11 protein-coding genes and 2 pseudogenes are annotated in these 13,450 nt (G+C 63.1%); 9 read left to right on the plus strand and 4 right to left on the minus strand.

Annotated features, from left to right (window positions below; genetic code table 11):
- Nucleotides 1-258: 258 nt before the first annotated feature.
- Complete coding sequence (locus AC56DV_RS01330; protein WP_496312512.1) at nt 259-660, plus strand: GDSL-type esterase/lipase family protein; 402 nt, start codon at nt 259-261, stop codon at nt 658-660.
- A 102-nt stretch (nt 661-762) separates the two neighbouring features.
- Here the strand turns inward: AC56DV_RS01330 and AC56DV_RS01335 are convergent, their stop codons facing one another.
- The 3 genes from AC56DV_RS01335 to AC56DV_RS01345 form a co-directional block, all read right to left on the minus strand.
- Entirely contained in the window at nt 763-1,224 is a 462-nt protein-coding gene (locus tag AC56DV_RS01335; protein ID WP_496312513.1) for a c-type cytochrome, read from the minus strand.
- Nucleotides 1,217-2,398 (minus strand): NO-inducible flavohemoprotein, encoded by a 1,182-nt coding sequence (hmpA, locus tag AC56DV_RS01340; protein ID WP_496312514.1) that lies wholly within the window; start codon nt 2,396-2,398, stop codon nt 1,217-1,219. Before hmpA ends, AC56DV_RS01335 begins: the two co-directional genes overlap by 8 nt.
- Nucleotides 2,399-2,486: 88 nt before the next feature.
- Nucleotides 2,487-3,575 (minus strand): NAD(P)H-dependent flavin oxidoreductase, encoded by a 1,089-nt coding sequence (locus AC56DV_RS01345; protein WP_496312515.1) that lies wholly within the window; start codon nt 3,573-3,575, stop codon nt 2,487-2,489.
- Nucleotides 3,576-3,837: 262 nt separating this feature from the next.
- Between AC56DV_RS01345 and AC56DV_RS01350 the strand changes: the two genes are divergently transcribed.
- From AC56DV_RS01350 to AC56DV_RS01360, 3 genes and pseudogenes are all read left to right on the plus strand, one after another.
- Nucleotides 3,838-4,299 (plus strand): RrF2 family transcriptional regulator, encoded by a 462-nt coding sequence (locus tag AC56DV_RS01350; protein WP_496312516.1) that lies wholly within the window; start codon nt 3,838-3,840, stop codon nt 4,297-4,299.
- Nucleotides 4,257-4,445: pseudogene (locus AC56DV_RS01355) on the plus strand (alkene reductase); the annotation flags it as partial. The gene AC56DV_RS01350 and the pseudogene AC56DV_RS01355, both read left to right, overlap by 43 nt.
- A 327-nt stretch (nt 4,446-4,772) precedes the next feature.
- Nucleotides 4,773-5,204, plus strand: coding sequence for a hypothetical protein (locus tag AC56DV_RS01360; protein WP_496312517.1), 432 nt, complete (start codon nt 4,773-4,775; stop codon nt 5,202-5,204).
- Nucleotides 5,205-5,454: 250 nt separating this feature from the next.
- Here the strand turns inward: AC56DV_RS01360 and AC56DV_RS01365 are convergent, their stop codons facing one another.
- The gene (locus AC56DV_RS01365) at nt 5,455-5,625 is read right to left on the minus strand and encodes a hypothetical protein (protein WP_496312518.1); all 171 of its coding nucleotides are present in this window, start codon (nt 5,623-5,625) and stop codon (nt 5,455-5,457) included.
- A gap of 143 nt (nt 5,626-5,768) precedes the next feature.
- On the opposite strand from AC56DV_RS01365, the gene AC56DV_RS01370 reads away from it, so the two are divergent.
- From AC56DV_RS01370 to AC56DV_RS01390, 5 genes and pseudogenes are all read left to right on the plus strand, one after another.
- Nucleotides 5,769-6,767 carry a tyrosine-type recombinase/integrase gene (locus AC56DV_RS01370; protein WP_496312519.1) on the plus strand — a complete coding sequence of 333 codons (999 nt, stop codon included), beginning with the start codon at nt 5,769-5,771 and terminating at the stop codon, nt 6,765-6,767.
- Nucleotides 6,764-8,098 carry a recombination directionality factor gene (locus AC56DV_RS01375; protein WP_496312520.1) on the plus strand — a complete coding sequence of 445 codons (1,335 nt, stop codon included), beginning with the start codon at nt 6,764-6,766 and terminating at the stop codon, nt 8,096-8,098. The genes AC56DV_RS01370 and AC56DV_RS01375 overlap by 4 nt, the downstream gene beginning before the upstream one ends.
- A gap of 9 nt (nt 8,099-8,107) precedes the next feature.
- Nucleotides 8,108-9,403 (plus strand): metallophosphoesterase family protein, encoded by a 1,296-nt coding sequence (locus AC56DV_RS01380; RefSeq protein WP_496312521.1) that lies wholly within the window; start codon nt 8,108-8,110, stop codon nt 9,401-9,403.
- A gap of 12 nt (nt 9,404-9,415) precedes the next feature.
- Nucleotides 9,416-11,842 (plus strand): DNA repair protein, encoded by a 2,427-nt coding sequence (locus tag AC56DV_RS01385; protein WP_496312522.1) that lies wholly within the window; start codon nt 9,416-9,418, stop codon nt 11,840-11,842.
- Between the two features lie 171 nt (nt 11,843-12,013).
- Nucleotides 12,014-13,118: pseudogene (locus tag AC56DV_RS01390) on the plus strand (IS3 family transposase).
- Nucleotides 13,119-13,450 lie beyond the last annotated feature (332 nt).

The raw sequence follows: 13,450 nt of genomic DNA on the forward strand, positions 1-13,450 counted from the left end.
TGGGCAGGCACTGGGGCGAATTCGCCACTTTTTATACCCTTCTGTGAGTTTTCGAGCCCAGCATTGGAACGCTGAACACATCCAGGGCCGGCGAAAAGCTCAATTGATCAGCGTCTCCCTAAGAATATTGCGTGGAAACTTTATTCTATATGGGGTTCATACTGGGCCGACTTCATTTCTGGCGAAATATCCGGGCTAGATCTGGGCTTCTCGGGCGACCGCACTGAAAACGCGCTTTGGCGCCTGTAGCATGGCGAAGTGGACGACATCAGCCCCAAGCTGGCCGTGCTGATGTTCGGCACCAATAACACCGGCCACCGCCAAGAAGACCCGGTCACCACGGCTGCCGGCATCAAGCGCAACATCGAGGAACTGCAGAAGCGCTTGCCGAACACAAAGATCCTGATGCTGGCCATCTTCCCGCGCGAGGAGTCGCCAAATGGCAACCAGCGTCAAGTGAACGAGAAAGTCAACGCGCTGATTTCCGGCTTCGGCGACAACCAGAATGTCTTCTTCCTTAACATTAACCATGCGTTCCTGCAGGCCGACGGCACGCTGTCGAAGAACATCATGCCCGACCTGCTGCATCCGAACGAAAAAGGCTATCAGATCTGGGCCGACGCGATGCGCCCCGAACTAGAGCGCCTGCTGCAGCAATAAATACCAGGTCTTCCTTGGGCAGGCGCACCGGCTTTGAGCGCAGTTGCCCCTGCCAGCCTAGATATACAGGGGTATAGTTAAGCTATGGACGAGGCCGATTCGCTACTTCAACGTCTGCAAGAATGCAATCAACGCCTGTCGGTCCGCATCAATGCTTAAACCCGGATACATCATCGACGTGCCGGGCAAGACGCTTTGCGGCGCGGTCAGAAAACGATCCAAGCGTTCCGGCGTCCATACTTCGCTGGCCTTTTTTAGCATGGCCTCGGAATACGCATAGCGGTCCGCCTTGCCTGCTGCACGACCTACAATGCCGTTGAGGTTGGGTCCGGTCGCATTGCCGGCATCCTTTTCCGCGGCATGGCACATCGCACACCGCATGTCGAAGATACGCTTACCCAACTTCGCATCGGGTTCCATTGCGTAAGCCGCCGATAGCTGGCTTATCAATACAGCCGTTACGCATAATTTGTACATCACCGTTGTTTCCCCCATCTGGAATTTCTGATCTCTTTGCTGTGGTGCAGCGTGGTGCACCACAGCGTAACGTGCGATATCAATCAAGGGCCGAAGCCGGTCCAAAGAACTCGTAGCGGCATTGAGGTGGCGGAATGCCCAAGGTGTTCAACTGGCGCTTGACCATGGTCATGAAGGGCTTGGGCCCGAGGAAGTATACGTCGAGGTCGCGCGTTGCCGGCAGCCACTTCTCGAGGTGCGCGACGCTGAGCGGACCGGCCCCATACGCGTCGTCCGCACCCGGCACCTCCTCGTCATAGCAATAGAAGCGCTTGAGTTGCGGATACGCCATCGCAAGCTGGTCTACATGCTCGCGGAAAGCATGCACTTTGTCGTTGCGTGCGCAGTGGATGAAGTAGATCTGTCGCCCGGTCTTCAGCGCCGCATTGACCATCGCGACCGTCGGTGTGATGCCGACGCCACCGCTAATCAGCACCAATGGCCGCTGGCTATCGTTCAGCATGAACTCCCCGGACGGCGGAAAGACGTTGACGACATCGCCCTCGGAAAGCGTGTCGTGCAGGAAGTGGGACGCGACCCCATACGGTTCGCGCTTGACGCTGATGCGTAGCGTGCTTCCGTCGGGCTCTGCGGACAATGAGTAATTGCGCCGGACTTCGACACCGTTGATCGACAATTGCAAGCCGATATACTGCCCCGGCACATGCGTGATAACTGCCTTGCCATCGACGGGCACAAGATAACAAGACATGATGCACTCGCTCTCCCGGACCTTGTGTGTGACCTTGAACGCGCGCGCGCCACGCCAGCCGCCGGTAGCTTTCTCCTTGTCGACATAGGCCTGCTCCTCCGCCGATATCAACAGATCCGCCAGCTGTTGGTATGCTGCACTCCAGGCTGCGAGTACCGCCTCGGTTGCGATTTCCTCGCCGAGCACTTCGCGGATGGCGCGCAGCAGGCAGTTGCCGACGATGGGATAGTGTTCAGGCAGTACCTGCAGTGACACATGTTTGCTGATGATCTGGTTTGCCAGTGGGCCGAGTTCCTCCAACCGGTCGATGTGACGCGCGTACATCAGTATGCCGTTGGCCAACGCCTTCGGTTGCGCACCACTGCTCTGATGCACCTGGTTGAACAGCGGGCGCACTTCTGGATGCTCTTGTAAAAGAATGCGATAGAAATGTGTGGTCAGCACCTCACCGCCGGTTTCGAGGATGGGGATGCTCAACTTAATGATTTCGCGGTGTTGTAGGGACAGCATGATGCCTCTCGATTGGGGAGATGGATTCATCGCTGGCATGCGGGCAGGCACCCGCATGCCAGCGTGTTCAGCCTTGCTTGCCGATGTATCAGACTTCGACGCCGACGCATTCGGCCCAGATGCGCCGCACCAGGTCGCCTGCGCCGGGGATGTCCTTGATGGCGCCGACACCGAGGCCGGCAAACATTGCCATTTCGGTCGGATTGCCGGTATGCAGTGCGGAAGGACCACGCATGAAATAGCGCGGCACGTCCTTGCCGTCAAGTTGCGCGACCACGTCGGTCTCGCCGGGCCGGCGGCCGGGCGGAAGGGCGCCGGCCGCTTCCCAGTCGTCGAGCGTCTTGTTGCGCAGGACGCGGTGCAAAGCGTTAGTCCATCCAGACTCGAAACATACTGTCAGCGAGGTATCCGATGCGCTCGATCTGACGAGGCGACGCTTGAATTCAGGATGCGACGAGGCTTCTTTGGTCGCCACAAAGCGCGTACCGAATACGCCGCCCGATGCGCCAAGCGCAAGCACTTCGCGCAGCGCCTTGCCGTCGCCCAACCCACCCGCCACCACGACCGGCACATCGCCTGCCGCTTCAAGGATAGGTCCAAGCTGATCCCGCCAGCTTCCTTGTGCCTGCACATGCCCGCCGGCTTCCTGTCCCTGTACGCTGATGTAATCGACGCCAAGATCGAGCGCCTGTTTCGCCCCTCCCAGGGAGCTAATCTGCATGCCGATCTTGGCACCGAAGGAACGCACCATCGCTGCTTGCTGCCTGGTCGGTGTGCCCCATGAAAACTGCACAATCGGCGCACCGGCTTCCAATGCGATGGGCATGGTGTTGGCACCGAAGGCCAATACATAACCGACCGCGAACGGCGCCTTGGTGGCCGCGCGCGTGCGCGTCACTAGCGCGCGCACATTGGCTTCCGGCTGCCAGGTGATCCCCATTCCACCCAGTCCGCCCGCTTCGGAGACCGCGGCAGCGAGCTCCACCGAACTGCCGGTGCCGATGGCAGCCTGCACGATCGGATAGCGGAGGCCGATTTTCTTGACAAAGGCGGCGGCGCGCGCGCTGCTGATGGAGGGAGGCGCTGTCGAGGCCGCGTTCGCTTGTCGGCTCCATGCAAATGATGCCGAGGCAAACGCTATGCCGCTCGTGTTAAATGCGCGCCGTGATTTGTTCATATCGAGGTCCTTTTCTGTGATGTTGTATAGGCATGAGCTGCGGGAGCTTCACTTCTAGCAGAGAGGCTGGCACCCCCACGGCTTTAAACTAGCAAACAATATGCCAGTTTAAAAAATGCCGGTTTCACGAAATTGACGTCTTTTTAGTTGCTTATCGAGAAAAATGCACTTTTTTGGTGTACAGAAACGGTCAAAGCAGTGCGCAGGCTAGAGGCTGGCACTATAATGGCGTGTCCTGCGCCCAATTTGCCTATTCGACACAATGCGCCTTTCTCTTCATACGGATTTCTCCCTTCGCGTACTCATGTATCTGGCGGCGCTGGAACCCGGCCAGCTCGCAACGACACCGGTACTGGCGGAGCAATTCAAGGTATCGCCGCATCATCTGCAGAAAGTGGTGCAGACCCTGCGCCGCATTAAAGTAATTGAGACGACGCAGGGCAACGGCGGCGGCTCGCGTCTGCGAGTGGCTCCAACTGAGATTCGGCTCGGCACCCTACTGCGCCAGCTTGAAAACCAAGGCGAACTGGTCGACTGCGGACGCGGACCCTGTCCTCTGATGCAGGGATGCGTGTTAAAGTCCATGCTGGACGATGCGGAAAATGTCTTCTTCGATCGGCTGGATCAATATAACTTGGCCGATACCATCGTTCCGCCAGTCAAGGACAAATTGCATGTCTTACGGCTCATCGGCACCGCCACGCGCGCGTCGCTGCTAGGATAAGAATTGGATTCGGCCGTCCATAGGTTGCCAACCCAGACTTGACGGAACGATTACGCTTGGCACAGGCTCTGGCACCAGATCAGGATGAAACGCTGTTCGGTGGCGGCGCAAATGGCCTAACCGACTATCCCCGCCATTCCGCCTAAGGAGTCTGGCGGTTACGATCAGTTCACCCATCGTTGCGCCGGTATGCATCGATGCGCGCTGTCGAACGAGTTCATGCAATTGGCCGATGTCGACGTTGTTCGGCCTTGCCAACCTCCTGCTCGCTGGCCGGCGCTTTACGATACCGGAATCCCGAGTTGCGTCTGCAGCGTGCAAAGGGGGTAAAAGCACGGCAGATTTAGCGAATAAACTCGTCTTCTGACGCTGATCAGGACACGTTTTCGGTGAGGACAAAATCCGCCATCGGAAAACCGCAGCCGCGTCGAAAACGCGAATTGATCAGCGTTTTCCCTGGGCCAGATCCTCTCTTGCACGCATCAATTGATGCGGATCAAAGAGGGCGCTTCTGTCAACCGCAGAAAATTAAAGTTGTGACAACGTCACTTTCTTTAATGGTTGAAGGCAATGCGATCATGGAACGCAGATGCGACTTGAGAATGGGGAACGCGGTTGACGTCGCGATCTCAACATTAACGGCCGACGACCACGTGGAAAGCCTGCGGGTCTTAGGTGCCGCACAGGTTCCGCTCGAGATAACCTCCCGGGTGATATTCTCGCTCCAGCCGCACCGGGCAGGCGACCGGCGCAAGGACGCCCTGACGGCAACGGTCATCGAACGCGCCAGGGGCATCCTGCAGTGCTCGAGCGTGCAGGACGCCCGGGAATACTTGCTGATGAAGCAGGTATCATTCCACCTGATCCAGCGGGCGCTGTACGACGCCAGACACCGCGACCCTTGAGCCCAGAATATCCGTGAGAAATGCGTCAGCGAAGAGCTGGCCGTGCATTTCGCACAACTCAAGTGAAACCGCTACAAAGCGGCGCCGCATCTGCTCGCTAATTTCGACGCAAAGCATGAATTGCTCTGTAACGCTGACCATTGTCGCCGCCATAGATGCCAATGAGGAATTTATTTTCCCACTGCATCAGTCTGGCCCGTTTGATCAAAATCAACATGAGTGCGAGTGTCACGCACGCTGACTCCGCGCATCAAAAACATCCCACCACCGCCGCCTCGCACTCGCCTTCGTATTTCCGGGCGCGCGGCCAGTCGCGCACCAGCGTGATGAACTGGCAACCGCCGCTGGCGAGGAAGACCTGTTCAGCAGGGATGTGTTTGCGTTCCGTGGTCGGAGGGCTTTGCGCTCTCAGCTTGCTCACGGCGCCAAAGTATATGTGCGGGACGGCGAGCGCATCACCTTCCCTGCACCGGAAAAGCGATGATATTTTGCCGTTTTTCCGCTGGCTTGACATGCACCTTGGCTGGAAGATCCTGTGGAATTTCATTCGCCGGAGAGCGCATCATGGAACCCGCCTTTCTCGCCAGCGCGCAAGCCATGCTGCGCGCGGCCGCCGCAGGCATCCCGTACGACCAGATCGCCACCGCACACGGCGTGACCAAGAGCACTGTGTCGGTCAGGGTGCGCCGTCTCGCCCACACGCTGCAGCAGATCGTCGGCGTGCTGGACGTCGACGAGGATGCTTCGGCCACGGCAAGCCTGTTGCGCAGCCACCGGCACGCCTACCTGGAGGCGCTGGAGCACTTCCGTCCCGGTGCAGCGCCGACGCTGTACCATCCGCCGGCCACGTTGACGCCGCAGCAGATCGACATGCTGCTGACAAAAATCGGGCGACACAGCCATTGCCCCCTGCGTGACAAGGCACTCTTGCTCGTACTCTTCTCCACTGGCGCCAAGCCGATGGAAATCGCCCAGCTGACTGTGCAGGACTATCTCGACGCGGCGGGGCATGTCAGGCGACAGTCGGTGCTGCGCGCCGAGATCGCGTCGAACGGCGCCGATCGCCCCTTACCGTTCGATTGCACGGCGACGATATCGGCCATCGACGCCTATCTGGCCGAACGTCCGAGGGCGGAACCAGGCCCCCTGGACGCGGCCGGCTTTCGTGGACTGGATCCGGTTAGCGGCCTGTTCCTGTCGCGCGATGGCCAGCCGCTGCAGATGCGGCGCATGCGCGCAGGCCAGGCGGCATGCAAGGAGATCCACGACATCTACAGGCGCATTTTCAGCCATGGTGGCTTGGCCGGAATCAACACCACGTGCGCACGCCGCATGGCGGCGCTGCGCATGCAGGCGCGCGGCGCCTCGACGCGGGAAATCGGCGACGCGCTGGGGGTGAAACGCCCGGCGGTGCTGCAGTTGCTCAAGTCCGCCGACGCTGTGCAGGAGACGATGCGCCAGCCGAAAGGAACGCGGGCGCAGGCGCCGCAGCCTCTTGCATGCTCCCTGTCCGGTGCGAACATGGACCTGTTCCCCATCCGAGACTTCAGGAGACAGGCATGAACAAACCCATGGTGGCGGCTCATAATGCCGCCCTCGTTCCAACCACCATCCTCGGGCACCGGCAAGCGCGGATACCGACGGCGGGCAAGATCCGCGCCGGCATCAAGGTACTGACCAAGGCGGCCGCCGCCAATCCGGCGATCCGGGCGCTGTACGAGGACGGCCTGGCCCATAGCGCGACGTTCGAGCAGATCGAGAAAAAGATCGCCGAACGCTTCCCCGACGTGAAAACGCCGCTCGCGCCCAAAAACGTCGCCTGGTTCACCGTGCGCCCCATGGATTTTCCCAATCCGGCGCTGGCGGGGCAGATTCTGGACGCCTACGGTGAAGACCGTGGCGACGGCGAGGTCCGCCTGTACCGCTTCCCCGTCATCTTCCCGGCCGACGCGTGGCAAAGCGTGATGCCGCACGAACTGGCCTGCTGGGCCCGCAGCGAGAAGCGCTACTGGAGCGAGTACGCGAGCGACGGCCAGACCCGCCGCTGCATGATGTTTACACCAGCCAGGGTGGACCAACGCAGCCAGCGCGTCCTGCGCACCTTTGGCGGGCGCGCCACCGAGGCGCGGCCGGACAACGACGGCCGGTGCGACCCGGAGCGCTGCCCGGAGTTCCAGAACCGCCAGTGCAACCTGTCGGGGCGGTTCATCTTCTACATCCCGGGCATCCGCTCGCTCGACGCGTTCGAACTGCACACCAACAGCTTCTACGCCCTGTCGCGCGCCATCGAGCGCTTCGAAGCGATTGCCTTCATGCGCGGGGGCCGCATCGCCGGTTTCCTGGACGGCCAGCGCACCCCGTTCTACCTCACCAAGAAGCTGCGCGAGGTATCGCACTTGGACGCAAAGACCGGCCAGGCGGTGCGCAGCGCGCACTGGATCATCGAACTCGAAGCGCCGGTGGACGTGGCCGCGCTGCTGGCCCCGCAGGACGACGACACCACCCTGGGCTTGGCCGACGCCGCCGCGCGCGCGCTGCAGGTAGACGATACGCCGTTGCGCGACGGGATGCCCGACGCAGGCGCGGCGGCGCCAACAAGTAACGCGCCGGAGGAGCATGCCGCCACCGGGCCGAGCGGCCGGGATGCGCGCGCCGATGGCCGAGGCGCTGCGCCGGACGATGCGGCGCACGGCGCCGACGCGGTATATGCGCGCGCCGCCGAGCTGGGTGTGGACCGGGCACGGCTCGACGCCTACCTCGATTGGGCCTGGGGCGTGGGCTGGCGGCGCAACGCCCAGGGCGTGAAGCGCGTAGCGGCCGCGCTGGCCCGCTTCCACGGCAATCCTGCGGGACTGCGCGCGCACATCGAGGCCGAAATCGGCGCGCAGGAATAGGAGTCGACCATGATCACGATTGCCCATTTCTCCGACCTGCACTACGCCGACGAAACCCTGGCCGAGGTGGACGCCTGCTTCGGGTTCGCGGTGGACCAGGCCATCGCCCAAGGGGCACACGTGGCCGTTGTCACCGGCGACACCACCGACCACGCGCTGCCGGCCCATTCCCCCGCGTTCGCTGCCCTGGCCCGGCAGATCCGGCGGCTGGCGGACCATTGTCCTGTGCTGATGCTGCAGGGCACCTTCAGCCACGAGCCGGCCGGCCTGCTGCGCCTGTTTCCCCTATTCGGCGGACGACATCCGGTACACGTCGCCGAGCGCCTGTCGCAGGTGGCGCTGCTGGCCGACGGACGCTGGCTGGCGTCGGACGCGTGGCGTTTCGACACGCCGCCAAGCGAGGCGCGCCTCCTGTGCAGCTGCGTGCCCACCCTGAACAAGGCCGCGCTGGCCGCCAGCGTCGGCGCGGGCGAGGTGGCGGCCGCCATGGGCGAGCACCTGGCCCGGCTGCTGGCCGGCTTCGCCCCCCTCAACCAGGCGGCGCGCGCGGCGGGCGTGCCCGCCGTCGGCCTGTCGCACGGCACTGTGCGCGGCTGCGTCACCGAGCACGGCGTGCCCATGGCCGGGCTGGATCACGAGTTCACGGCCGGCGCGCTGTTCGCCGCGCGGGCCTGCGCCTTCCTGCTCGGCCACATCCACCGGCACCAGCGCTGGCGCGACGATGAATGCCTGATCGCCTATCCCGGCTCGATCGGGCGGCTGCACTACGGCGAGGAAGGCGACAAGGGCTTCCTGATGTGGCGGGTCGATGCCGACGGGGCACAGGTCACGCTGGTTCCCACACCCGCGCGCCGCACCCACGAGCTGGTGTTCGACGGCGCGCCCGACCTGGCCGCCCTGTCGGCCTTCGCTCGTGAACATGACCTGGCGGGCGCGTGGGTGCGGGTGCGCTGGTGCATCGCCGAGGAGGCGGCGCACGCGGTGGACCGCGCCGCCATCGCCGCCACGCTCGCGGGCGCGGCCGGGATAAAGCTGGAGGGACGCGTGTTGCCGGTGTCGCGCTCGCGCGCGGCGGGCATCGCCCGCGCGGCCGACCTGCGCACGCAGCTACGCGCCTGGGCAAGCGCCGCATCGATGGATGCGGCACCCCTGCTTGCCTGCCTGGAGACCCTGGAGCATCTGGCGCCGGACGCGATCGCCGAGCGGCTGCTCTCGCAGGACGACGATGGCGCGGCGTTGACCGGGGCCAGCGAGAAGGCACCATGGGACCAGGTAGCGCAGGCCCCCGCCTCCGCACTGACATGAAAGGAGAGCACCATGATCCCCCTGAAACTATCCTTGAGCGGTTTTTGCGGCATCCGCGATGGACTCGGCCGCGACAGCATCACGATCGACTTCGAGCACGAAACCGGCGGCGCGGCGCTGGTGGCGCTGACCGGGCGCAACGGGCGCGGCAAAAGCACCATCCTCGACAACATGACGCCCTACCCCGTGATGCCCTCGCGCGCCGGCGCCGACGGGCTGGGGGCGTTCTCCTACTACGACGAAGTGTACCTGCCGGAAAACCAAAAGGAGCTGGAATGGGCCATGGATGGCGTGCGCTACCGCAGCCACCTCGTCATGCGGCTGGCCGGCAAACGCCGCACCGAGGCGTATCTGCACCAGCTGGGCGAGCGCGGCTGGACGCCGGTGCGCCTGGCCGACGGCACGGTGTCGGATGGCAAAATGGAAACCTACAGCCGCTGCGTGGAGGGCGTCGCCGGCCCGGCGGCAACGTTCTTCAGCACCGCGTTTTCCGCCCAGCAGCGCCGCCAGCTATCAAGCTACCGCAACGGCGAAATCAAGCACTTGCTGGCGGACCTGCTACGCCTGGACGCAGTGCGCGCGTACGGCGAGCGCGCGGGCGAGGTCATGCGCCTCCTGCGCAGTGCCCTGCTGGATAGCCGCGGGCGCCAGCAGGCGCAGCGGGAAACCCTGGTCCGGCTGGCGGCCGAGCGCGACGCGCTGGGCGACACTGCGGCCAAGGCCGAGCTGGCGCGCCAGAACAGCAACGTCGCAGCCGCTCGGCTGGACACCAAACGCGCCGTACTGGCCGCCCTGCGCGCCGAGCAGGCGGTGGCCGCCAGTCACGAGGCTCGCCGTGCCCAGCTACTGCAAGAGCGCGACGCAGCGCTCACCGAACGGCAGCACGCCCTCCAGGCCCTGAATGCGGAACTTGGACGCGAGCAGGCCGCGTTCGACGACATGGTACAGCGTCATGCCCAGCGCGCCACACGCCGCGAAACCACGCTCGCCTCGCTGCGGGCGCAACGCACCACCCTACAGGCCAGCATGGCGCAGGCCCGCCACGCCGAGCGGGCCGCCCGGCGGCTACCCGTCATGCTGGCCGTGCTGGCGCGGCGCGAGCGCCGGCTGGCCGAAGCGCGGGATGCGCTGGCCCAGGGCGAACGGATGGCGGCAGAGCTGGCGCTGGCGCAAGCGAAGAGCGCGGCCATCGAACGCGAAGCCGGCCAAGCGGCGCTGGCGGCACAAGACTTGCGGCGGCGCTTCGGACTGACAGCCGAGGTGCCGTGCGCCGGCATGGCGCTGCAGGCCGAATGCAAGCTGCTGGCCGATGCGCATACGGCCCACGCGCTGCTGCCGGACGCAGGGGCGGTGGTGGCGCGCCTCAACGCGCAGCACACGGCACTGGCCGCCGAGATCACGGCGCTGCGGACCGATGCCGCTGGTTTGCCGCGTGCGCGCTTGGCGGCAGTGGCTGCAGAAACACGGCTGGCATGCAGTCGAGACCGCCTGGCGCGATGCGAGCGGCAGGCCGCGCGGCGCGACGCGCTGGCACAGACCGGCGCCATGCTCGAAGAGGTCGAGGCCCGGCTCGCCTCGCATGCTGAACAGGCCGCTGCCGAGCAGGCGGAGGACGACAAGGCCTACACCGAGCAGCAGCATCGGATCGCCGCGCTGCAGCGCCGGTGCGCATTTGCGGCGCATCCGAGCCAGGTGGCCGAACGCATTGATGCGCTGCTGGCGGCGCTGCCGCCGGCCTTCGACAAGCGTGCCGTCACCGGCACCGCCGGCGAGTGCGAACAGGCCCACGCGCGCCTGCAACTGGCCGAGCAAGCCCACCTGGGCGCCCTGCGCGAACAGGACCGCGCAAGGGACTTGGCCAGGCAGCACGCCGCGCAAGCCCAGGCCTGCGCAGCGCAGGAATGCCAGTCGCTGCGCCTGGAACGGCACTTGGAGGACTGGTCGCTGCTGGCCAAGGCGCTGGGCAACGATGGCATCATTGCGCTGGCCATCGACGACGCGGGACCGGCACTGTCGGCGCTGGCCAACCAGCTGCTGCTGGCCTGCTACGGCCCGCGCTTTTCCGTGTCGCTCCAGACCCAGCTGGCCACCGCGAAGGGCGATCTACGCGAGGGCTTCGACATCACGGTGCACGACGCGCAGAGCGACAGCGTCAAAAGTGTGGCGAAGATGAGCGGCGGCGAGCGCATCTGGATCAACGAGTGCCTGACGCGCGCCATGGCGCTATACCTGGCGCAGGCCGATGGCCGGCGCAGCGCCACGCTGTTCTCGGACGAGGCCGACGGCGCGTTCGACGCGCAACATAAACGGCGCTTCATGGCCATGAAGCGGGAAGTGCTGCGCATGGGCGGCTACGCGCAGGAGTTCTTTATCTCGCACACACCGGAGTTAGCGGACATGGCCGATGCCGTGATCGATCTGGAGCGCTACGCAGCATGAACGAGAAGCGAACCGCCGGTTGGGACGTTAACTCCCTATGTGAAGAGCCGGTAACAAAGTCCCAGCCCAACCGCCACGCCCAATACTCGAAGTCCGTGCTGCTTCCCCAACTGACCTGCTCCCCGAAATTAGTACGGTGTTAATCTAGAGTCTGCCCAACAGGAGGCAGACATGAAAAAGCGATTCACTGAAGAACAGATCATCGGTGTCTTAAAGGAAGCCGAGGCCGGCGCCAAGGTGGCGGACTTGAGCCGAAAATACGGCATTTCCGACGCGACCTTCTACAACTGGAAGGCGAAGTTCGGCGGCATGACCGTGTCTGAGGCTCAGCGCCTGAAGGACCTTGAATCAGAGAATGCGAAGCTGAAGCGACTGCTGGCCGATGTGATGCTCGATAACGCAGCACTAAAGGATGTGGTTGGCCGAAAGTGGTAGGCCCACAGGCAAGACGCCTCGCAGTGGCGCATTTGATGACCATCCACAGGATGGGCGTGACGCGGGCTTGTGGGCTGATGGGGATCTCCAGATCGCTATTCCGGTATCAGTCAAAACGACCTGACGATGGTGAGTTGCTCGCCCGGCTGATTGCCCTGGCAGGGCAAAAGCGTCGGTATGGATACAGGCGTTTGCATGTGCTATTGCGCAGGGAGGGCTGGAAGCTCAACTGGAAGCGTACCTACCGCGTGTACCACGCGGCAGGCCTGATGGTTCGGCGCAGGAAGCGCAAACGTATTGCTGGCGTCGCACGGGTAGCCAAGGTGCCAGCGACAGGACCGAATCAAAGCTGGTCGATGGATTTCGTATCGGATGGATTTGTGAATGGCCGGAGGCTTCGCTGCCTGAATATCGTGGACGACTTTACGAAGGAGTGCCTGGTGATTGAAGTCGACACATCGCTGCCTGGCCAACGCTTGATCTCGGTGCTAGAACGGCTGGCGGAATCACGCGGCTTGCCGCGCTCCGTCACCGTCGACACCGGGCCGGAATTTACCAGTAAGGTGTTGGATGAATGGCCTATCGAATGCAGCTCGAGCTCAAGTTCATCGCACCCGGCAAGCCGCAGCAGAATGCATTTATCGAAAGCTTCAACGGCAAGTTTCGTGATGAATGCTTAAACGAACACTGGTTCCTGTCAATGCGGCATGCACGCACGGTGATCGAGGCCTGGCGTCATGAATACAACGAAGAGCGGCCGCACAGTACGCTGGGCAATCGGACGCCGCAGCAGTTTGCTGAGGGATTATTAACCGCAGACTCCAGTTCAGCTCCGTACTAACTTGGGGAGCAGGTCAGCTCAAGCCCAATTCGTTTTATACCTCTTGCGTGAGCTTGGCGATATGCGCTAATAGTGTACATCTCGCCAGCGAACGACTTTTTGTGACTGACGAAGAGGTATGGGTGAGAACAGTGTCTAGAGCGAAACTTCGAAATGTAGATCTTGAAAAGAAATAAGAATATTTCATCCCAGTAACTTGGAAACCAATGTACTAGGGAGACGCTGATCAATTGAGCTTTTCGCCGGCCCTGGATGTGTTCAGCGTTCCAATGCTGGGCTCGAAAACTCACAGAAGGGTATAAAAAGTGGCGAATTCGCCCCAGTGCCTGCCC

This window comes from Massilia sp. BGA-UO-ETr-WB1 (genome assembly GCF_059567845.1).